The organism is Pseudomonas guineae (genome assembly GCF_900113745.1).
GTDB classification, from domain to species: Bacteria; Pseudomonadota; Gammaproteobacteria; order Pseudomonadales; family Pseudomonadaceae; genus Aquipseudomonas; species Aquipseudomonas guineae.
Genome location: NZ_FOQL01000001.1, coordinates 455994 through 476955, shown reverse-complemented (window position 1 = coordinate 476955; position 20962 = coordinate 455994). Strand labels below are relative to the sequence as shown.

Annotated in this window: 21 protein-coding genes; 9 read left to right on the top strand and 12 right to left on the bottom strand. The window is 58.3% G+C overall.

Annotated elements, in window-relative coordinates; genetic code table 11:
* Positions 1-38: 38 nt before the first annotated feature.
* Positions 39-1340, bottom strand: a complete 1302-nt coding sequence (locus BMZ32_RS02275; protein WP_090239039.1) for a Glu/Leu/Phe/Val family dehydrogenase — start codon at positions 1338-1340, stop codon at positions 39-41.
* 99 nt (positions 1341-1439) lie between these two features.
* A complete protein-coding gene (locus BMZ32_RS02270) occupies positions 1440-2750 on the bottom strand; it encodes an MFS transporter (protein WP_090239036.1) in 1311 nt (436 codons plus the stop codon).
* A 230-nt stretch (positions 2751-2980) separates the two neighbouring features.
* Between BMZ32_RS02270 and BMZ32_RS02265 the strand changes: the two genes are divergently transcribed.
* Entirely contained in the window at positions 2981-3412 is a 432-nt protein-coding gene (locus tag BMZ32_RS02265) for a universal stress protein (protein WP_090239032.1), read from the top strand.
* Between the two features lie 194 nt (positions 3413-3606).
* Positions 3607-4491, top strand: coding sequence for an EamA family transporter (locus BMZ32_RS02260; protein ID WP_090239030.1), 885 nt, complete (start codon positions 3607-3609; stop codon positions 4489-4491).
* Positions 4492-4506: 15 nt separating this feature from the next.
* On the opposite strand, the gene BMZ32_RS02255 is transcribed toward BMZ32_RS02260, so the two are convergent.
* The 3 genes from BMZ32_RS02255 to sstT all read right to left on the bottom strand — a co-directional run bounded on the left by BMZ32_RS02255 (position 4507) and on the right by sstT (position 6618).
* On the bottom strand, positions 4507-4752 hold the full coding sequence (locus tag BMZ32_RS02255; protein WP_090239027.1) for a hypothetical protein: 246 nt from the start codon (positions 4750-4752) through the stop codon (positions 4507-4509).
* Positions 4753-4904: 152 nt separating this feature from the next.
* On the bottom strand, positions 4905-5186 hold the full coding sequence (locus BMZ32_RS02250; protein ID WP_090239024.1) for a peptidylprolyl isomerase: 282 nt from the start codon (positions 5184-5186) through the stop codon (positions 4905-4907).
* A gap of 211 nt (positions 5187-5397) precedes the next feature.
* Entirely contained in the window at positions 5398-6618 is a 1221-nt protein-coding gene (gene sstT / locus BMZ32_RS02245) for a serine/threonine transporter SstT (protein WP_090239020.1), read from the bottom strand.
* Between the two features lie 270 nt (positions 6619-6888).
* On the opposite strand from sstT, the gene BMZ32_RS02240 reads away from it, so the two are divergent.
* Positions 6889-7551 (top strand): YceH family protein, encoded by a 663-nt coding sequence (locus BMZ32_RS02240; protein WP_090239017.1) that lies wholly within the window; start codon positions 6889-6891, stop codon positions 7549-7551.
* Positions 7552-7591: 40 nt separating this feature from the next.
* Here BMZ32_RS02240 and BMZ32_RS19405 read toward each other — a convergent pair whose 3' ends face one another.
* Positions 7592-7960 (bottom strand): hypothetical protein, encoded by a 369-nt coding sequence (locus tag BMZ32_RS19405; RefSeq protein WP_090239014.1) that lies wholly within the window; start codon positions 7958-7960, stop codon positions 7592-7594.
* A gap of 448 nt (positions 7961-8408) precedes the next feature.
* On the opposite strand from BMZ32_RS19405, the gene BMZ32_RS02230 reads away from it, so the two are divergent.
* From BMZ32_RS02230 to BMZ32_RS02215, 4 genes are read left to right on the top strand one after another with little or no spacing between them, the layout of a single operon-like run.
* The gene (locus BMZ32_RS02230) at positions 8409-9650 is read left to right on the top strand and encodes a glutamine synthetase family protein (RefSeq protein ID WP_167376734.1); all 1242 of its coding nucleotides are present in this window, start codon (positions 8409-8411) and stop codon (positions 9648-9650) included.
* A 55-nt stretch (positions 9651-9705) separates the two neighbouring features.
* Entirely contained in the window at positions 9706-11022 is a 1317-nt protein-coding gene (locus BMZ32_RS02225) for an MFS transporter (RefSeq protein ID WP_090239008.1), read from the top strand.
* Positions 11019-11711, top strand: a complete 693-nt coding sequence (locus BMZ32_RS02220) for a TIGR04283 family arsenosugar biosynthesis glycosyltransferase (protein WP_090239005.1) — start codon at positions 11019-11021, stop codon at positions 11709-11711. Before BMZ32_RS02225 ends, BMZ32_RS02220 begins: the two co-directional genes overlap by 4 nt.
* Positions 11708-12319 carry a TIGR04282 family arsenosugar biosynthesis glycosyltransferase gene (locus BMZ32_RS02215; protein ID WP_090239002.1) on the top strand — a complete coding sequence of 204 codons (612 nt, stop codon included), beginning with the start codon at positions 11708-11710 and terminating at the stop codon, positions 12317-12319. The genes BMZ32_RS02220 and BMZ32_RS02215 overlap by 4 nt, the downstream gene beginning before the upstream one ends.
* Before the next feature lie 5 nt (positions 12320-12324).
* Here BMZ32_RS02215 and BMZ32_RS02210 read toward each other — a convergent pair whose 3' ends face one another.
* From BMZ32_RS02210 to flgA, 4 genes are all read right to left on the bottom strand, one after another.
* A complete protein-coding gene (locus BMZ32_RS02210; protein WP_090238999.1) occupies positions 12325-13074 on the bottom strand; it encodes a flagellar brake protein in 750 nt (249 codons plus the stop codon).
* Positions 13075-13155: 81 nt separating this feature from the next.
* Positions 13156-13623, bottom strand: a complete 468-nt coding sequence (locus BMZ32_RS02205) for a flagella synthesis protein FlgN (RefSeq protein ID WP_090238996.1) — start codon at positions 13621-13623, stop codon at positions 13156-13158.
* Between the two features lie 85 nt (positions 13624-13708).
* Positions 13709-14050: a flagellar biosynthesis anti-sigma factor FlgM gene (gene flgM / locus BMZ32_RS02200; protein WP_090238993.1), complete on the bottom strand. Its 342-nt coding sequence runs from the start codon at positions 14048-14050 to the stop codon at positions 13709-13711.
* Between the two features lie 156 nt (positions 14051-14206).
* Positions 14207-14965, bottom strand: a complete 759-nt coding sequence (flgA, locus tag BMZ32_RS02195) for a flagellar basal body P-ring formation chaperone FlgA (protein ID WP_090238989.1) — start codon at positions 14963-14965, stop codon at positions 14207-14209.
* Between the two features lie 72 nt (positions 14966-15037).
* Here flgA and BMZ32_RS02190 point away from each other — a divergent pair, with 72 nt between their 5' ends.
* Both BMZ32_RS02190 and cheR read left to right on the top strand, forming a co-directional pair.
* Positions 15038-15970, top strand: a complete 933-nt coding sequence (locus BMZ32_RS02190) for a chemotaxis protein CheV (protein ID WP_090238986.1) — start codon at positions 15038-15040, stop codon at positions 15968-15970.
* 44 nt (positions 15971-16014) lie between these two features.
* Complete coding sequence (gene cheR / locus BMZ32_RS02185) at positions 16015-16842, top strand: protein-glutamate O-methyltransferase CheR (protein ID WP_167376706.1); 828 nt, start codon at positions 16015-16017, stop codon at positions 16840-16842.
* A gap of 78 nt (positions 16843-16920) precedes the next feature.
* Here the strand turns inward: cheR and BMZ32_RS02180 are convergent, their stop codons facing one another.
* The gene (locus tag BMZ32_RS02180) at positions 16921-20004 is read right to left on the bottom strand and encodes a transglycosylase domain-containing protein (protein WP_090241501.1); all 3084 of its coding nucleotides are present in this window, start codon (positions 20002-20004) and stop codon (positions 16921-16923) included.
* A gap of 144 nt (positions 20005-20148) precedes the next feature.
* The gene (locus tag BMZ32_RS02175) at positions 20149-20889 is read right to left on the bottom strand and encodes a glutathione S-transferase family protein (RefSeq protein WP_090238980.1); all 741 of its coding nucleotides are present in this window, start codon (positions 20887-20889) and stop codon (positions 20149-20151) included.
* Between the last annotated feature and the right edge of the window lie 73 nt (positions 20890-20962).

Below are 20962 nucleotides of genomic sequence, written 5' to 3'. Positions count from 1 at the left end.
GAGGCATTGAGGGTGGGTGCCCAGGTTGTGAGGGTGCGTTAATCGCTGTGTTCATTGAAATAAGTGCGCGTACCTTGATTGCTCATGGCGGCGGCGATACGGCCGACGCCCTGCAGGTAGGCGGCGGTGCGCATGCTCACCTGTTCTTGTTTGGCGCGCTCAAAACAGGCTTCGGCGGCCTTGCCGATACGCTCATCCAAGCGCTGCTCGACGGTTTCTTCGCTCCAGTAATCACCCATGCGGTTCTGCACCCATTCGAGGTGGCTGACGATTACGCCGCCGGCATTCACCAGCACGTCGGGCAGGATCAGCACGCCGGCTTCTGTCAGTAGTTGGTCGGCTTTGCTGGTCACTGGCCCGTTAGCAATTTCGAGAATGACCTTGGCCTTGATCCGCTCGGCATTGTCTTCGTCAATGGCATCTTCCAAGGCGGCTAGCACCAGTACATCGACATCCAGCTCAAGCAGTTGCTGTTGGCTCAGGTTTTCGGCCTTGCTTTGTGCACACACCGACTCATCGCAATAGACCATGTCCTTGAGTTCGCGGGTTTGGTTTTTGTGTTCCCAGATCGGCTGCGGATCAAGACCTTCCTCGTCATAGATCGCGCCCTTGGAGTCGGAGATGGCAACGATGCGATAACCCGCTGCATGGGCTAGGCGAGCGAAGTGGTAACCCGCGTTACCGAAACCCTGCACGGCGATGCGCAGCTTTTCTGGGGCCTTATTTTCGCGCTTGGCCCACAGCTGCAGCACTTGCAGCGCGCCGCGCCCGGTGGCGGCTACGCGGCCTGCTGAGCCACCGAGACCCAGGGGTTTACCGGTAATCATCGCCGGCACCAGGCGCCGCTCGATCTGCGCAAACTCGTCCGCCATCCAGCCCATCACAGTGGCGTTGGTGTTGACGTCGGGTGCCGGAATATCACGGTTCGGCCCGATCAAGTCATGGATGGCGCGGATATAACCCCGCGACAGGCGCTCCAGCTCCAACCTTGAGAGGCACTTGGGATCGACGCAGATACCGCCTTTGGCACCGCCGAAGGGTAGGTCGACTACCGCGCACTTGATGGTCATCCAGAAGCTCAGGTTGGTGACTTCCTCCGCAGAGACTTGAGGGTGGAAGCGCACCCCCCCCTTGGTTGGGCCGCGGGTATCGTCGTACTGCACGCGCCAGCCCTGAAATACCTTCAGGCTACCGTCGTCCATACGCACCGGGATGCTGACCTGGGCGGTGAACTTGGCGCGTGCGAGGCGTTGGCGCACATCCTCGGCCACGTCCAAGCGTTCGAAGATACTCTCGATAAAGGTCGGGGCGTCTGCCTCGGTCTCAGGTCGTGTGCTCATGGCGAACCTCCTCGGGTGGTTGCGTGTTCTCACTAGGGTGATGTTAGTGACCTGTCTGCGCGCGGTTGATTCAATCGGTTATGGCGCAGCCAGCGTGCGCTACTCCGCTTCCGGCAGTGCGGCGGCCATCACTGCGCCGAGTGCGCCGAGCAGTGACAGCGCTAAGATTATCTGACTGACCGCCATGACTGTGCCGAGGGCTCCGGCGAAACCGAGCAACAGCAGAATCAGTCCGATCAGGGTGTTGCTGACCGCGACATAGTCGGTGCGGCGATTGCCCTGCGCCAAGTCGACCACGTAAGTCTTGCGGCCGATGCGCACACCTTGGTGGGCAATGCTCAGGCAGAAGTACAGTGCCGGCAGCATCCAGCCGATAGCCAGCCAGGTCGGCTGCAGGCTGTCGAGAAAATACACCAGCAGACCGAGACCGGCACTTAGCGCGGCCGCGAGTATCATCACCCGGCGACTAGAAAGGTCGGCGAAGCGTCCCCACAGCGGTGCAGACAGTAAGCTTGCGGCGCCGCTGGCAAGCATGAACAGGCCGAGTGTGCCAACGGCTGAGCCGAGTTTTTGTTGAGCCAGCACCACGTAGTACGGTGCGCTTAGGGCTGAACACAGCAGGAGCGCTCGGGTGATGACGAAGCGCCGGAAGGGGCGGTCGCTTCGGAGAATGCCGAGGCGCTTCAGGGCCTCGACCACAGCATTGCCGCCGCCCTCTGTTTCCCCTGGCAACTCGCTGATGCGCGCGTAAATCGCCGCTGCGATGAGCCACAGTAGGCCGGCACCGATTAGCAACAGGCCATAGGTTCGAGAGGGTAACTGAGCGGCGCCGCTGAGTAATAGCAGCAGGGCCAAGGCGACAGTGACAAGCCCGGCAGCGCTGGCCGACCAGCCGTTGACCTGGCCGCGGCGGGTCTTGGGGATGGTCTTGCCAAGTACATCTTTCGAGGCCACCGAACTCAGGCCGCGGGCCAGGCTGAACACCACCAATAGAGCAATAATCGCCCAGCCGGCCGCTACGCCGTCGAGCGTCCACGCCACCAAACCGATGGCGCTGATCGCGACAGCTTGCACCAGGCTGCCGAGGATCCAGACCCATTTACGCACCGCCACTCCGCGGATGTAGCTGGCAATAAACAGTTGCGGAATAAGCGAGCCGGACTCGCGGATCGGCACCAGAAAGCCGATCAGGTAGAGCGGCGCCTGCAGGGTTTCCATCACCCAGGGCAGCACCACCTTCGGGTTGGCCAGGGCGTCGCCGAGCTTGCTGAAGAAGTGGCTGAGGATCATCAGCAAAAAGTTGCCTGGTACGTCGCGACAGGCCTGCTCGTCGATTTCGCTGCAGACCCGCGCATCCTCTTCGTTGGTCAGCTTGGCGTAGATGTCTGCGCTAACGCTGTGCTTATCCACGGCTACTCCTGGCAAAAATGGCGACGCTGAGCGGCATGATGCCATGCCCCATGCCGGGTATGTGCGGTGCAATGGCGTGAGGCCGCTTGTCTGCAGGGCGGGGCTCTGTTCGTAATGGCGTGCCGCGGCCTGGGCTGATGCACCTTGCCGAGCGATGGGCTGTCATGGGTAAAACCCCAGGATCTGCAGGCTGAACTAAGCTTTAAGGATCTCGATAGAGGAGGCTCGGCATGCGTAATGTACTGATTGCATTTGATGGTTCCGACAGCTCGAAGCGCGCCCTGCAGTACGTCATCGACTTCGCGCACACGCACAATGCAACCCTTGAGGTGCACCTGATCAACGTGCAGCACGAGGCGATGCTTTATGGTGAGTACGTCAACGACGAGATGATCACCAACATCCGTCAGTCGCAGCTGGATAAAGCCAGCGATTCGCTCGAATGGCCGCTTGAGCAGCTCAAGGCCGGCGGGATTATCGGCACGAAGCACGTGGCACTCGGCAATATCGCCGGGCAGGTTAGCGCTGCGACCAAGCAATTGCAGTGCGATACCGTGGTCATGGGCACTCGCGGCTTGGGCACCTTCACTGGCTTGTTACTGGGGTCGGTGGCCACTCGGGTGATTCATGAGGTGCAGGTGCCAGTGTTGCTGGTGAAGTAACGCTTAGACGCAGTTGCGCATTGTCCACGCTGGCAGTACGCGCAACTGCGGTCTTGCCCGCTTAGGCGCATCGCCGTGTTGACCATCACGGCGTCTCGATCTGTCACTGTGCCCCTCGATTGCCTTTCAGCTGTAGTTAGGCAGGCGGCCGTGCGGCTGGTCTAATGATGCCTTGACTGGTAAAGGCGCGCGTTATGTTACCCAAGGATCTATTGTTGGCCCTGGTAGTAATCGTCGTTTGGGGCATGAATTTCGTGGTGATCAAAATCGGCCTGGATGAGATGCCGCCGATGTTGTTGGGTGCGCTGCGTTTTCTGCTGGCGGCCTTCCCTGCAGTGCTGTTTATCAAGCGTCCACAAATTCCGCTGCGCTGGTTGCTGGCGTATGGCGTGACCATCTCGTTGGGGCAGTTTGCTTTTCTATTTTCTGCCATGTCCGTTGGCATGCCGGCCGGCTTGGCGTCGCTGGTGCTGCAGTCGCAGGCTTTCTTTACCCTGCTGTTTGCGGTGCTGTTGCTGGGTGAGCGCTTTCGCTTAGCCAACCTGTTCGGGCTGCTGGTGGCCGCTTGCGGTTTGCTGCTGATCGGCCTGCAGGGCAATGGGCTGATGACCCTGGCCGGTTTTCTCCTGACCTTGTGCGCGGCCGCCATGTGGGCGCTGGGCAATATCGTCACGCGCAAGCTGGGCAAGGTCAATCTGATTGGCCTGGTGGTGTGGGGTAGCTTGGTGCCGCCGCTGCCGTTCTTTGCGCTGTCTTGGCTGCTGGAGGGGCCTGAGCAGATTGAGACCGCGCTGCGTGCGATTAACCTGGACACGCTGCTGGTGCTGGCTTACCTGGCATTTGGCGCAACCATTCTCGGTTATGGCCTGTGGAGTCACTTGCTATCGCGCTATCCGGCCAGCCAGGTAGCGCCGTTTTCACTGCTGGTGCCGGTGGTGGGGATTAGCTCATCGGCGCTGTTGCTCGATGAGCGGCTGAGCACCCTGCAGCTTGTGGGGGCGCTGCTGGTAATGCTCGGTTTACTGCTGAATGTATTCGGCCCTTGGCTGCAAGCGCGCCTGCGTACGCGACTGACGTGAGGTACTGAGCCGTTATTAACGCTTGCCCATGGAGCGGCGAGTGCCGTTTGGGGCTGCACCAATCTTCTTTTCGTGGGCGGATTTATTGCCCTTTTGATGCCAGGGTTGGTCATCCTGTTTGCCGCAGGCAGCCTTGGCAGCACCAAACAGTGAAGCAAAGCCCGGAGCTTTTGCAGGTGTAACCGCTACGTCATTGGACGGCGCAGCGCTGTCGGCAGTCTGAACGGCGAGTGTGGGTTCAGCTGCAGGGGAATGGGTCATGGCGATGTCCGCGGGTGCGAGGTAAAAGGTCGGCGAGTATACCCGGCTATTCGCCGCTGTTTGTGACTGTTGATCAGCGGTATTGCGCCTGGCGGGCGCTGCGCGAAAAGAGCGGGCTTGCTGGGCCAGGGCGGCCCAGCAAGCAGGTAGGATCAGTCCTGGCGGCTGGTCACTTCCAGCAGGTGATAACCGAACTGAGTCTTCACCGGGCCTTGCACCACGTTGATCGGTGCGCTGAACACCACGGTGTCGAATTCCTTGACCATCTGGCCTGGGCCGAACGAGCCGAGATCACCGCCGCTGCGGCTGGATGGGCAGCTGGAGTTGTCTTTGGCGACTTGGGCGAAGTCAGCACCGCCTTCGATAGCGGTTTTCAGTTCGTTGCACTTGTCTTCGCTGGCAACCAGGATGTGACGGGCAGTAGCGCGGGCCATGGGAGTTACTCCTAATAATTAAGCGGCAAAGCCTACCGCAATCGTTTGCCTATTCAAACGCTGCAGGTGCGTCGTTTATCGACTGGCCAAGAAAAAACCGCTTGAAGTGCTTCTTGATCTTGCGCCGCGACGGCTATCAAGGGAGGACACAGCCATAAAAAAGGCTTAGCCGCTGGGTAAGCCTTTCCTGTTGACGCGGTGTTTGGTGTGCTTAGCTGCGCGGCTTGTCGGCCAGGCAGGCGGCGGCGGTAAACAGTACGTCAGTGGAGGAGTTCAGTGCCGTTTCCGCAGAGTCCTGCACGATACCGATGATAAAGCCGACCGCCACTACTTGCATGGCCACGTCATTGGGGATGCCGAACAGGCTGCACGCCAGTGGGATCAGCAGCAGTGAGCCGCCGGCAACACCCGAAGCGCCGCAGGCGCTGATTGAGGCGAGCAGGCTCAACAGCAAGGCGGTCGGCAGATCGACCGCAATGCCCAAGGTATGCACGGCTGCCAGTGTCAGCACGGTAATGGTGATCGCCGCACCGGCCATGTTGATGGTTGCGCCCAACGGGATCGACACCGAATAGGTTTCTTTGTGCAGGCCCAGGCGTTCGCAGAGCTGCAGATTAACCGGGATGTTGGCGGCCGAACTGCGGGTAAAGAAGGCCGTTAGACCGCTTTCACGCAGGCAGGTTAGTACCAGTGGGTAGGGGTTACGGCGAGTTTTGAAGTAGACAATCGCCGGGTTGCTGACCAGCGCTACAAACAGCATGCAGCCGACCAGTATCAACAGCAGATGCAGGTAATCCAGCAGGGCGGACATGCCCGATTCAGCCAATGTTGCCGCAACCAGGCCGAAAACCCCCAATGGTGCCAAGCGAATCACTAATTTAACGATGCTGGTCACGCCATTAGAAAGGTCGGCGAGCATCTCTTTGCTGCTTGGGCTTGCATGGCGGAAGGCAAAACCCAGGGCGATGGCCCAGGCCAGAATGCCGATAAAGTTGCCTTTGAGCAGGGCGTTGATGGGGTTGTCCACCACATTCAACAGCAGGGTTTTCAGCACTTCACTGATCCCGCCTGGCGGCGACAGCTCGGCACTGTTGCTCACTAACGTCAGGCTCGATGGGAAGGCATAGCTGGCGGCTACCGCAATCAGCGCGGCGCTGAAGGTGCCGATCAGGTACAGCATCAGAATGGGCTTGATATGGGTTTGCTGGCCGTGTTGATGGTTTGCAATCGACGCCGCTACCAGCACGAACACCAGTACGGGGGCCACGGCCTTCAGTGCCGAGACGAAGACGGTGCCGAGGAGGCTGACGCGTGCAGCCGCTTCAGGCAGGAACAGCGCAAGGGCGATACCGGCAACCAAACCGATGGCGATTTGCAGCACCAGGCTGGTGCGGTTGAGCAGGTGTAAAAGCGGGTGTTGAGCTGGGGTCATGACAGGCATCTCTAATGGGCGGGCGTGCCTGCGATCTCTTTTTTTGCCCGCGGGGCCTAGAAGGCCGAGCGGCTGGATGCATGGCTGCAGTGCGCGTTACGAGGCTTTTCGCGGGGATAAAACAAGACCGCGCTGAAAAATAGCGCGCGACTTTAGCACAGCTGCTGCGATTTACCTGCGGTGTTACTGTCGCACCTGGCGGTGGGCTGCTGTCTATCAACCTGTAGCCAGGCCGGCTAGGCTAGAGTTTCCCGAGACGGCGAGGTTGTTATGTCCAACGAAAGTGCGAGTGAAGTGGTGATTGTCAGTCTGACGGTGGTCGAGGCGCGGGTGCTGGGCTGCTTGGTTGAAAAACAATTGACCACACCGGAAGCCTATCCCCTGACGTTGAATGCGCTGGTGCTGGCTTGTAATCAAAAAACCAGCCGTGAGCCGGTGCTTAATCTAACGGTCGGGCAGGTCGGGCAGGCTTTACGCAGCCTGGAGGGGCGTGAGATGGCGCGTCTGGTTATGGGTAGTCGCGCAGATCGTTGGGAGCATCGTGCTGACAAGGCGCTGGAGTTGGTCGCCGCTCAAGTGGTGCTGCTCGGCCTGTTGTTGCTGCGCGGCCCGCAGACCCTTAACGAGTTGCTAACGCGTAGCAGTCGCATGCATGACTTTGATGATGCTGAGCAGGTGCAGCACCACCTTGAGCGCCTGATCAGCCGCGAACTGGCGTGTCTGCTGCCGCGTCAGTCGGGGCAGCGCGAGGACCGCTACATGCACGTGCTGGGCTACCCTGCTGATTTGCAGGTTGCCCTCGAGGCTAAAGCCAGTGAGCCGCCGCGTGTGACAGCGGGTGGCCAGCAGGACGCTCGCTTAGAGGCGCTGGAAGCGCGGGTAGTGGTGTTGGAGGAGCGGTTGGCGCATTTGGAGTCGGCGCTCAACGCATAAAGCACCTTGTGGGTGCTTTATGCAGGTCAAGCAGGCTGACTTAGCTGGTGCGTAGCAACAGGTGCTGACGCTCGCTCAGGCGCTCGGCACCGCCTTCAGCGACCTGTAGGCGATCCATCTGGCGTTCATGTACGCGGTCAGCGCCGCCCTCGGCCACATCCATGCGGTCTAGCTGGCGTTCACGAGTCCGCTCGGCACCGCCTTCAGCGACCTGCAGGCGATCCATCTGGTGTTCATGTACGCGATCAGCGCCGCCCTCTGTCTGCAGGTTGCGACCAAGCCCCATCAGGACTTTTACGCTGCTGTCCTGCATTTCACCCAGCAAAGGTTGCGGGCTGCTTTGTGGCAGGGCAAAGGCACTGATGGATAGGCTGCTCAGGATCACGGCGGTAAGTAGTTGCTTTTTCATGTTCAGGCCCCTCGTAAGGGCAGGTAGTCAGTGGGTAGGGGCTCATGTTACTCACGAAAAACTGATGAAGAAGTGCAGGCTGAGCATGGTAATCATCGACGCCATCAATAGTTGTCTTTTATCTATATAAATCAGTTGATTAGTACCTATCAATGAGTAGATGCAGTGAGGGGTTTGGTGTTTTCTATCAGTTCGAACATATCGAATTAATAGATGTTTATGCCGGTATATTGTCCAGCTGTTTGATCAGTCAGGTGCGGGTGCTTGATATCTCGAACGGCTGGTGCGTATTTTGTACGCTTCAGCCGTTCGACTTCGGCTTCTTGCGTATAAAAGGACAACTGCAATGAACAGCCTCAACCGCACCGCCTTGACTGAATTACTGCGCGGTGTTGATGAAGTCGAGTGCGTGACCCCAGACTTGAACGGTGTGCCGCGCGGCAAGGTGATGACGGCTGAGGGATTTCTAGAAGGGCGGCGCCTCCAATTGGCGCGAGGAGTGTTGCTGCAATGCATCATGGGCGGTTACCCAGCGGCGCGTTTTTACGGCAGTGATGACGGCGACCTGGCCTTGAATGCCGAGCCGACGCAGATTCACCGGTTGCCCTGGAGTGAAACGCCGCGAGCGTTAGCCATCTGTGATGCCGACGAGCTAGATGGCCGCAGCTCGGGTTTGTCGACACGTGGGTTGCTCAAGCAGGTGATTGCGCGCTATGCCAGCCATGGCTGGCAGCCGGTGGTGGCGACAGAGTTGGAATTTTTCGTATTTGCCCGCAATGCCGATCCACTGCAGCCGTTTCAACCGCCGCTGGGGCTGGATGGCCGGCGCGAAGAGGGCGGCTCGGCCTTCAGCGTCAGCTCCAATAATGGCTTGCGTCCGTTTTTTAATGAGGTTTATCAGAGCATGGCGGCCTTGGGTTTGCCGCGCGATACCTTTATGCATGAAATGGGCGTCAGTCAGTTCGAGATCAACCTGTTACACGGTGATCCATTGCTGCTGGCGGATCAGACCTTTTTGTTCAAGCACCTGCTTAAGGAGGTCGCGCTCAAGCACGGCCTCAATGTGGTGTGCATGGCTAAACCGCTGGCGCACACGCCGGGCAGCTCCATGCATATTCACCAGAGTGTGGTGACGCAGGGCGGCGGGGAGAATATCTTCAGTGCGGCTGATGGTCAGGCGACGCCGGCTTTCTATCAGTTTATCGGCGGCCAGCAAGTGGCCATGGCCGACTTCACTCTGCTATTTGCCCCGCATGTGAATTCCTTTCAGCGCCTCTGTCATCCATACGCCTCTCCGAATAATGCCTGTTGGTCTGAGGACAATCGCGCTGCAGGGTTGCGTATTCCAGCCAGTGCACCCGTTGCTCGGCGGGTAGAAAATCGTTTGCCAGGTGCCGATGCCAACCCTTATTTGGCTCTCGCCGCCAGCCTGGCGGCCGGGCTTTACGGCATCGAACAACAGTTGCAACCGAGTGCGCCAATTCAGGGTGAATTCGAGGTGCCGGATAATTTAACGCTACCCTGTACCATGCATGCTGCTATTGAGCGTCTCAAAGGCAGTGAGCTGGCGCTGGAACTTTTTGGCAAAGAGTTCATCGATGGTTACATCGCCAGCAAGACCTTGGAACTCACCAGCTTCTTTGACGAAATTACCCCGTGGGAGCGCCGTGTATTGGCCGCTCACACTTAGAGCCTAGCCGTCGATAATGGTTTCGACGGCCCTGTATGGAGTTACTTAACGCACTATGACTTTGATCCTAAAATCATTCAGATCACTGTATTTCGCCACCTTGTTGATGCTCTTGGGTTCGGGCTTGTTGAGTACTTACCTGGCATTGCGACTGGCGCAAACTGCAGATGGTTTGTGGGTCGGTGCGTTGATGGCGGCCAACTACTTGGGGTTGGTGTTGGGCGGCAAACTGGGGCATCGCTTGATCGCCCGGGTGGGTCATATTCGCGCTTACGTCGCCTGTGCCGGCGTGGTCACCGCCGCGGTGCTTGGGCATGGTCTCAGTGACTGGCTACCCAGCTGGTTGTTGCTGCGGGTGCTGGTCGGTCTGGGCATGATGTGCCAGTACATGGTGGTCGAGAGCTGGCTCAATGAGCAGGCCGAAAATAGCCAGCGCGGCCAAGTTTTTGCCGGTTATATGGGTGCATCCTACCTGGGTTTGATCCTCGGTCAGCTTGTGCTGGTGGTGCACCCGACGCTCGGCCTTGAGCTGCTGATGCTGGTGGCGCTGTGTTTCGCCCTGTGCCTGGTGCCGGTGGCTCTGACCCACAAATTACACCCCGCGCCTCTGCACCCAGCCCCGCTGGAGATGCGCTTTTTTATCGACCGCGTGCCGTTGTCGCTGACCGCCATCGTGGTCGCGGGGCTGTTGATTGGCTCGTTCTACGGTCTGGCTCCGCTATATGGCACGCGCATGGGCTTATCCACTGAACAGATCGGTCTGTTTATGGGCAGCTGCATCATCGCCGGCCTGGTCGTGCAGTGGCCATTGGGCTGGCTGTCCGATCGTCGTGACCGGGTCTATCTGATTCGTGCGTGCGCCGCGTTGCTAGTCGTGGCAGCTTTGCCGTTGGCGCTTATGCCGCAGGTTGGTTTGGTGCCTTTATTTGTCGGCGGTTTTGTGGTTTCTGCTCTGCAGTTCAGCCTTTATCCGCTGGCGGTGGCGCTGGCGAATGACCACGTTGAGGCCGAGCGGCGTGTATCGCTTACGGCCATGTTGTTGGTGACCTTTGGTATTGGCGCCAGCATCGGGCCGTTGCTGGCAGGTGTACTGATGCGCTTTCTCGGGGCAAACATGCTGTATGCCTTCGTCAGCGGATGTGCCTTGATTCTGGTGCTATGCGTAAGGCCTGCGAAGGTCACTCACCTGCACCAGGTTGACGATGCGCCACTGCATCACATCCCGATGCCGGATAGCACCACCAGTTCGCCGTTGACCGCAGCGCTCGACCCGCGAGTCGATGAGCACGTGGTGCAAGAACAGATGCACGACCACAGCACGCCGCAGGACGCCCCCGATGAGCCTGAACCTGAGCCGGTTGAGCGCGCATGATGCCGTTGATCAGTGTGGTAATCCCGGTGCGCAATGAGGCTCAATCGCTGCCGATTTTGCTCGACGATCTGACCGCACTTCGCGCGGCGGGTGCCGAACTGATTGTGGTCGACGGTGGTAGCAGCGATAGCACCTGTGAGCGGGTGCTTGGGCGGGTTGATCGGCTGCTCAGAACAGCCCCCGGCCGTGCGTTGCAGATGAACGCCGGCGCGCTTGCTGCTCAGGGTGAATACCTGTGGTTCGTGCATGCCGATACGCGGGTCAGTGCTGAGTCAGTCAAGCGGTTACAAGAAGCACTACGCGAGCGGCCGCTGTGGGGGCGTTTTGATGTGCGCTTGTCCGGTACTGGACTGCCGTTATGGGTGATCGGTTGGATGATCAGTCTGCGCTCACGTCTTACCGGTATTGCTTCGGGCGATCAGGGGATTTTTGTTGAGCGGGGACGGTTCGAGGCGTTGGGTGGTTACGCGCAGATCCCGCTAATGGAGGACTTGCAACTCTGCCGCCGTTTGAAGGCACAGGCCAGACCGTGTTGTTTACGTCCGCCCTTGACGACGTCCAGCCGGCGCTGGGAGCAGCACGGGATCTGGCGTACCGTGTTCCTGATGTGGAGGTTACGTGCGGCCTATTACTGTGGTGCCAGCCCGGAAAGGCTGGCTCGACAGTACCGTCGAGGATCAATGCTATGAACTTATCGATTTCGTTACACATGCTGGCGCGTGCCCCAGTCGCGGGACGAGTGAAAACGCGCATGATTCCCGCGCTTGGTGCTCAGGGTGCCTGTGACTTGCAGCAACTGTTGCTAGAGCGGGCCTTACAGTTACCTGAACATGGCTTTAGTGAGCGTTTTCTGTGGCTGGATGATGTGCCCAGCGCAGAGTTAAAAGCGCTGGCCCAGCGCTTTGGTTGGACCTTGGTCGAGCAGCCGGCCGGTGATTTGGGTGAGCGCATGCGCCGCATCGCCACTCTAGGGTTGGCGGAAAGCGATGCGGTGATCCTGATTGGTAATGACTGTCCGGCGCTCGATGGTGATTATTTGCAGCAAGCCTGTAAGGCGCTGCAGGAGCAGCAGGTAGTGATCGGCCCGGCCGAAGACGGCGGTTATGTGTTGCTGGGATTGCGCAGTATGCACGCCACGTTATTCAACGATATGCCGTGGGGGACTGAGCGAGTGTTCAATATTACGCTGCAGCGTTTGCAGCAGCTGGACTGGCATCCGGCGCTGCTGCCTGCATTGTGGGACGTGGACCGGCCCGAGGATTTATTACGCCTGGCGGCGCTTAACATCCGAATTTAGCTGCACTAGAAAAACCCATCGCCGTCGATGCGGCGTGCTTCACGCTGCAACTGATAGACGAACCGTTCGACCAAACGCTGTTCTTGGCCGCTGATGCGATGAAAGCGTGCGCCAATAAAGGTGCTGTCGACTGCCTCGTCGAATAGCACATGCCGCACCTCAAGGGCGGTGGTCATGGCGCCGAAAGGAAACTTCACCGTAAAGCGCTCATATACTTGGCCAGCTTGCAGGTTGCTGCCAAGGCTGCCCGGCAGACGCAGTTTGCAGCCGGTTGCCGAGATGTCCAGCAGCTCTCCAGGTAGCGCGCTACGCAGCTTAGCCCCAGCCAACTCAATCTTGATCGATTCGTTTTGTTTGAGCGGCGCACGAAAGGCACTGCGGCGTTGGTGATAGGTGATTTCAGGGGGCATCGCGCTGAAATAGCAGCGCGCGCCTTGATGTTCGGCAATGCGCACGCTCTGCTCGCATTGCCAGGCTACGCGGACGCCATCGTGGAACGCTTCCACGTTGAAGGTTTCGCCATTGGTTAAATAGCGCTCACCGTCACTCGGCATTAACTCATCAAGAATCAGCAAGTTTTTGTCGCGATCAACCTCGATTACATAGCTCTGGAAGCGTTGATTGCGTTCGTGGAAGGTAATGGTCAATGGGTCATTGGCTTGTTGCAGTTGGCGCAGGTTGGCAACTATTTCCACCGGTGCCTTGAGCACCTTGGGCGGCTGCGGGCCATCTTCCTGGCTAAAGGGGCTGGACACGGTCCATAACTCTCCGAGCAAATGCGATGGCACTAGCATACTGGCTGTATGACAGTATGTCCCTTGTGCCTTTTATAGGTTTCAAGCTTGGCTGAGCGGGCGTTGCTGGCCAATTCTAGCGGCACTGCCACGGCAGTCATAGAGGCTTGGTGTCTCGTTGCCGCGCAGAATACCAAGCATGCTGTTGGCTGAGGCTTGGCTGGAACGAATCAATCGGCCATTACGCAAATTGGCCGTTTGGCAGCGTTCGAGTAAGGCGTTGAGTTGATCGCCGCGCTCAAGTAACAGATCACCTTGGCTGGATTGAGTCGCCAGCACCTGCAAACCTACGCGGTCAGCGCTGAGGCCGAGGCTGGCGAGCAGTTGGCTGCGCTGCTTGCCGTGCTGGTCAAGCAGCGTTAGTAACGGCAGCTTGTCAGTCAGGATGTTCTGCAGGCGGGGAAGGTCACGGTCACTGAGGGCTTGGAATTCGCTGTCGATTAATTCAAGCAACTGTTCGGCGGTGCCGATATCGTGGGTGAACAGGTCAAGCAGGCTGGTGTCTTGCATCGCAGGCTCTTCGGGGTAATAGACGTTTCACTGCGTGGCATGAAATGTCTATTGGGCGACCAATTACCCCAGCATAGCCCGGAGACTAGCGCTGGGATTCGAAATTAAGCAGTTTGCTGGCGACACGCTGGCTATCGACTTGGTAGCTGCCGTCTTCAATCGCCTGCTTTAGTTGGGCGACGCGCTCTTTATTGACGGCAGGTTGGTCACGCAGTTTTTCGCTGACTTTCTGCAACTGCTGTGCTTCACGGCTCAGCTGGACTGATTCGCCGCTCTTGTCAGCTTGCTTCGTTTGTTCAGCGCTGGGGGCGATGCCAGGTTGTTTGCTGCCGATGGCTTCGTTCTGGCCGCCTGCTTGTGCGCTGCTCGCCCGCCCCGAATTGGCTGGCGTTGCGGCATTGTTGAGCCGGTTGATATCAATGACCATGATGCAAAACCTCGAACAGTATGTGGACGCTTGCCTGGTTGTCGGCATTGCCTAGGAAAACTTTAGGGCAAAAAAGTGTGCGTCAGCTAACAGTCTAAACTCAGTGTGGCTAATCGTCAGCTCACTGAACTCACAAAGCTGAAACAAGAATCATGCCTACATCGCCACTTCTACCTGTCCAGGTCCCACTACGCGGGCTCTGATTACACGATTAGAGCGCTTGTTACGGACGCTGATCTGCCTGCCAACCGTGCCGTCCGACAAGGCTTCACCGGGCATGCGCACGTTGATGCCACCACTGCGGGCGCTGATAACCACCTGGTCACCCTTGCGTATAGCTTCGGCTATTTGCACATGAATTGGCGCTAGAACTTGATCCGGTAGCAGTGGGCGCGTCAATTTCTTGCCGATTGCCTGCTGCAGCGTCGTGAGATAACCCTGGTTAAGTAGGCCGACATCCCGTTCGGCCAACACAATATCCATATCAGTGACCAAACTGTCGCGCTTAAGTGGGCGGTTAACGATCACCACCTCGCGGTACAGACGTACTTGCCCGGGGACAAATACCGTCCACGGTGCATTACTGTCACAGCGTACGCGCAACGTCACACGGCCAATCGGTTCGGCAGGGCTTTCTAGGGTTGTGGTTAATGGTTGTGCACACAGTGGCAGGCGCAAGCGGGGGTCGAGCCGATTGATTTGAATCTCATGTCGGCCAGCAATGTTGCTACGTTTTAAATAATCGCTCACCGCTTGCTCAAGAAACGCTTCGCCAGCGCCGATAAGTTGTTCAGGTAGCGTGGCGTTGGCCACTGCCAATGCGCTATAGCCGAGTACCAGCAAAGCGGGTACAACTGCCAGCCAGTGACGGCGCGTTGGCAAGGTGCGTCGGTTAGTTGTCGTTTCAATGTTCATATGGGTTGGGTAGCAAGGCGCGTGCCGCCTGCTACGCTGACAGCAATTTGTTACTCAAAGAGGAGTTTGGGTATGGCCGGTGTGATGGATTCGGTTAACCAGCGAACTCAGTTGGTTGGGCAGAATCGTTTGGAGTTGCTGCTGTTCCGTCTGAACGGCAATCAGTTGTATGGAATCAACGTATTTAAGGTGAAGGAGGTGCTGCAATGCCCCAAGCTCACCATCATGCCGAGATCCAGTCCGGTTGTTCGCGGTGTAGCCAGTATTCGTGGCGGTACTATTCCAATTCTTGATTTATCTATGGCGACCGGCAGTGCGCCGCTGGCCAATATTGGAAACAGTTTTGTCATCATCACGGAATACAACACCAAGGTTCAGGGGTTTCTGGTTCACTCGGTCGAGCGCATCGTCAACATGAACTGGGAGTCGATTCATCCGCCACCCAAGGGCACCGGGCGCGATCACTACCTGACAGCGGTAACTCATCTTGACGGCAAGATGGTTGAGATCATCGACGTCGAGAAGATTCTGGCCGAGGTGGCGCCGACATCGGAAGTTATCTCCGAAGGTGTCTTGGATGCCAAAACACGGGAACGTGCGATCACCCGGCGCGTACTGACCTGCGACGACTCATCGGTAGCGCGCAAACAGGTAACCCGTTGTCTGCAAACCGTCGGCGTTGAGGTCGTGGCGCTGAATGATGGTCGTCAGGCGTTGGATTACCTGAAAGCAATGGTCGAAGAAGGGCGTAAGCCTGAAGAAGAGTTTCTCATGCTGATTTCCGACATTGAGATGCCGGAAATGGATGGTTATACCCTGACTGCAGAGATCCGCGCCGATCCGCGCATGCAAAAGCTGCACATCATCCTGCATACTTCGTTATCTGGCGTGTTCAACCAGGCCATGGTGAAGAAGGTGGGGGCGGATGACTTTCTCGCCAAGTTTCGTCCCGATGACCTAGCAGCACGGGTAGCTGACCGCATCAATCTTGCGGCAGGGGACTGAGAGCCTGGCTCTCAGTTAAATATATGTTTGTCGAGGCCTCGCGAGTGTCTACAGGTAATTTGGATTTCGAGCAGTTCCGGACGTTCCTGGAAAAAGCCTGTGGCATTCTGCTGGGTACCAATAAGCAGTATTTGGTTTCCAGTCGACTCAACAAGTTGATGGAGCAGAACAGCATAAAGACCCTGGGTGAGCTGGTGCAGCGCATGCAGAATCAGCCGCGCAGTGGTTTGCGTGAGCAGGTGGTCGATGCCATGACCACCAACGAAACCCTGTGGTTTCGCGATACTTATCCCTTCGAAGTGCTAAAGAACCGCGTCCTGCCGGAGATGATCAAGGCCAGCCCAGGTCAGCGTTTGCGTATCTGGTCGGCGGCCTGCTCCTCAGGTCAAGAACCCTATTCGCTGTCAATGAGCATCGACGAGTTTGAGAAGACTCATATTGGTCAACTCAAGGGTGGCTTGCAGATTGTTGCAACCGACCTTTCGCCGACGATGTTGATTAACTGCAAGTCTGGTGAGTACGACAGTCTGGCGATGGGCCGTGGTCTTTCCCAGGAGCGCCTGCAGCGTTATTTCGACCCTAAAGGGCCGGGCCGCTGGGTGGTCAAACCGGCCATTCGTAGTCGCGTTGAGTTTCGCGCGCTGAACCTGCTGGACAGTTACGCCAGTCTCGGTAAGTTCGATGTGGTGTTTTGCCGTAACGTACTGATCTACTTCTCGGCTGAGGTGAAGAAGGACATCCTCACCCGCATTCATGCCATGTTGAAGCCAGGTGGTTATCTGTTTCTTGGCGCTTCTGAAGCGCTCAACGGTCTGCCTAGCCACTATCAGATGGTTCAGTGCAGCCCAGGGATCATTTACCAAGCGAAATAATCGCCAGCAAGGTGAAGAAAAACGGGAAGCCAGTGGCTTCCCGTTTTTTTGCACAATCGTTGTTCAGGTTTTGTGTTCCTACAGGCTGCTGGCTTTAACTGCGGTTATGGGCGGCAGGCATTGACTGTAGGTGCCCGGTTCAAGGTAGGGCAGCAGAATTGGGGCCATACCTTTGAGTACCTGCACCGGCAATGCGGAAGTGAAACGAAAGTTTTCTGCCGCGCGGCCAGGGACGAAAGCGGTGAGGGTGCCGTAATGGCGTGGGCCCAGATAGAAGACAAAGGTAGCGGTACGGTTGATCGCCCGTGAGCTAAGTACTCGCCCGCCTGCGCCGACTGTTTCGATACGGTTATCGCCGGTTCCCGTTTTGCCGCCGATCTTGAGGGGCTGGCCGTCGGCCTGGGTAAAGCTGCCGAGCAGGCGGCGTGCGGTACCGGCTTCGACCACGTCGGCGAGCGCGCTGCGCAATGCCGCTGCGACTTCCGAGGCCATGACCCGCTTACCTTCGCTGTGATCGCGCACCACTAAGGTGTCGTAAGGCGTTTCAGCGGCGAAATGCAGGCTGTCGATGCGCACGGTGGGTTGGCGAATGCCGTCGTTCTGGATGATCCCGATCAGTTCGGCCAGTGCTGCCGGGCGGTCGCCGGAGCTGCCGATGGCGGTAGCCAGCGACGGCACCAGATGGGCAAAGGGGTAGCCAAGGTTCTGCCAGCGTCGGTGAATATCGAGGAACGCTTCGACCTCCAGCATGATACGGATGCGGCTGTCGCGCGCGCTCTTGTGCCTGCTGCGGAACAGCCAGCCATAGACTTCCTGGCGTTCGTCGTGGCTGGCCGCTACGGCTTCTTTGAAGCTGGCTTGGGGGTGTTCGATCAGGTAGCCCAAGAGCCACAGTTCAAGCGGGTGCACGCGGGCGATATAGCCCTGATCCGGCAGGCTGTAAGCACCTGGTCCGTAACGCTTATACAGCTCGCTGATGCGCTTATCGCTGAGTTTTTCCTGGGTCAGGCTCTTACCCAGAAAAGCGGCGAAGCTGGCTTCGTCTGCATGCGGCATCAGGTAACGGTGCACGGCTGCGAGCCTCACAGAGGTGTGACGTAAGCCACTGAGGAAGGTCTCCAGGCGCAGTTGTTCGGGTTGCCCCTGATACTTACGCCAGAAGCGCAGCAGAAAGGTTTTACCCTCTCGGTCAGCAAAGTCATGCAGATAGGCTTGGCGGCGCGGGTCCTTGTCGTCCTTGAGTAGTACGGCGCTGTTGTTCTGTCCCTGGTAGGTAGTGTAGCGCACCAAGTCACGCATTAGGCGGATAAACGGTAGGTTGAGCGACTCGCGCAAGGCTTCGCGCAGGCTGGCGATGCGCCGGTTATCCTCGCGGCGGAAGTTGCTAAAGGTGTGAATACCGCCGCCGGTGAAGAAACGTTCGCTTGGATTGGCAGAGTATTTACGCTCCAGCGCGGCATCGAGCATGGCTGGCAGGCTAGCGTTGGTGGTGGTTTGCAAATAACTGATGGCCCAACGGGTTAGGTTGTCCTGGGCGTTGACTGCGCGCAACTCACTGGCGCTTTGTCCTGCATGGCGCTGGTGCAGTTCGGCGATGATTTCCAGGTAGGTGGCCAGCACCCTGAGTTTGGCGGTAGACCCCAGCTCCAGCTTGCTGCCTTCGTTAATGTCGAATGGCTGATCGGTATTGTCGGTCTGTACACGGACCACGCTGCCGTTGTTGGTGCGCTCGAGCAGGGTAAAGCTGTAGCGCACATCGGCTGTTTTTTCCGGTGAGAGCAGGCGCTCACCGAACAGGCCGATTTGCCCGGCAAACACCGGGTCCGCCAATTGCTGCAGGTAGTGACTGGCCTCTCGTTGCAGCGGGTTATTGAGGGTGCTGGTGGCGCTCAGGTCGAGGCGGTCCAGGTCATAAAACGGCATGTTGAGCATGGCTGAAAGACGCGAGCGTACGACGCTGATGCCCTTGTTACCGTCCACCGGCTGTAGGTTGGGTTCCAGGGCCCAGTCGCGATAAGCCAGAGGCTGGCGCAGGGCTGCATCGCGCAGCGCTGAGTCGATCAAACCGCCACCGGACAGCAAGCGGATATGACTGTCGGTTAGTGCGCCCAGGTCATTGCGGCCCTGGGCCAAGTAGTAAGACGGGCGGCGCTGGGCAATCATTAAGGCCAGCACCTGGCGCAAGGCCAGACCGCGCTCGGCCAGGCTGGCATCAGGTGAGCGAGCGGGGTCGAGTAGCAGGTTAACGCGGGCAAAGTCCGCACCGAACCAGATGCGCAGACCATCGGCCAGGCCGTGCACCTCGCCGTGCCCTGGGGCGGCGGCGAGCGGTACGCTGTTGAGGTAGTCGCGCACAATATTTTCCCGCGCGGCCAGCGTCTGCGGGCCGCTCTGATAAGCGCGCACACTGGCGGAAAGCATTTGCCGGAGTTTTTCTGTGGCCGACGATGTCAGACCGTCCGGGGAGTGACGGTATTTCTCCAGCTGGGTCGCCAGGGTACTGCCGCCTGCCGATTGGTCCTGCATATCCAGCAGCTTGCCGACCTGGGAGACGGCCGCCATGACAAAACGCGGCCAGTCCACCGCTGGGTTGGCCAGGGGGTGGTTGGCGTCGAGCAGTTTGCGGTTCTCGATAAACAGCAGGCTATCGGCCACCAGAGGCGGGATGACACTGAAGCTTGAGTAGCGCTGCTGCGGATAACGGAACGAATAGAACGGCGTGCCGCTGCAGTCATTGATCTGCAGGCCGCTTTGGATTTTTTCTGGATAGGGGACGAACAGGCCCCGCTGGGCATAGTCGAGCAGGGCTGGGGAGAACTGCGCCTGCTGCTGCACGATAAAGTGGCGTTTGCCAAGACGCTCCAACATCAAGGGTAAATAGGTGTAGCCTTGGCGCTTATCGAACGGCCCCTCCTTGGGATAAATGATCGATGGGCTGGGGCCAGGTTGGACCCGGTAGCTGAGGGTGTGCGCGTAGCGGCTGATTTCCTGGGCCTGAAACCGTGAGGTGCGCACTTCCTCTACGAGCAGCAGGCCGGCGGCGATGCACAGCAATAGCAACAGCAGCCAGGTAGCGATCTTTAGCTTGCGGGTGCGCCTGCGTGGGCGGGGTTGCTCGCCATCCGGCAGGGTGGTGATATCGAGTTTCCAGGGTGCGCCCATATTCATTTGGCCTGATCTACTCATCCAGAAGGTTAACCACTGATGTCCTTCAGCTGACTACTGTCTGGAGTTTAGTCGTTGGTGTGCTGGGCAGGCAGGTATGTGCTGGGCAGGCAATAAGATATGGCGCTGGGCTAAAGTTACTTAGTTGCGGCGCTGACGGTCTTCGGCATAGCGACGCAACACCCACTGGCCGGCCGGATGGGCGTGCAGCTCATCGAGAAAGATCTGAGTCTGGGCATCATGCCCCGCGACGCCAGCCCACGGTGTACCGGCTGGGGTGAACAGCGGCGCAAACAATGCAGCGGCACTGATGTCGGCCAGGGTCAGTTGCTCGCCAACTAGATAACGCGATGGATCGCCGTGGATGCGTGATTCAATCAGTGCCAAGCCTTCAAGCAATTCAGCCTGGGATTTCGCCACGCGTTGCGGGGTTACACCATAGAGTTTCTGTACGCCGTTGATCAGCACCGGCTTCATCAGGTCGCGCAGGCCCAACATGGGACGATAGACCTTGAGCATGGCGTGCATCACTGAATCCCACTGCTTGATCTGGCCATACAGCCAGCGGCGTACATGCACGCCGAGGCGGTCGAACTGTTCTTCTAACTCCAGCACCTCGGCGCGCTGCGCAGCATCGGCCGGCAACAGCGGTTTATCGGGGTAATGTTGTTCTAGGTAGAGGGCGATCTGGGTGGAGTCGCCGATCACGCTGTCACCATCTTTGAGGATCGGCAGCGTGACAATGCCGGCCAAGCGTTTGCTCTTCAGCCGATGCAAACCAGGGAACAGGTTGTCGACCTGAAAATCGAGGCCCTTGTGGTCCAAGTGCCAGCGAGTTTTCTCGCAGTAGTGGGAAATCGGAAACTGATAAAGCGTGCGCATGTTGAGCCCTCGGCGGTAGTGGGCTGAGTGTACGGGCTGTGGGCTCGACTACCCAGTCGCCGCTGCGCAGCCC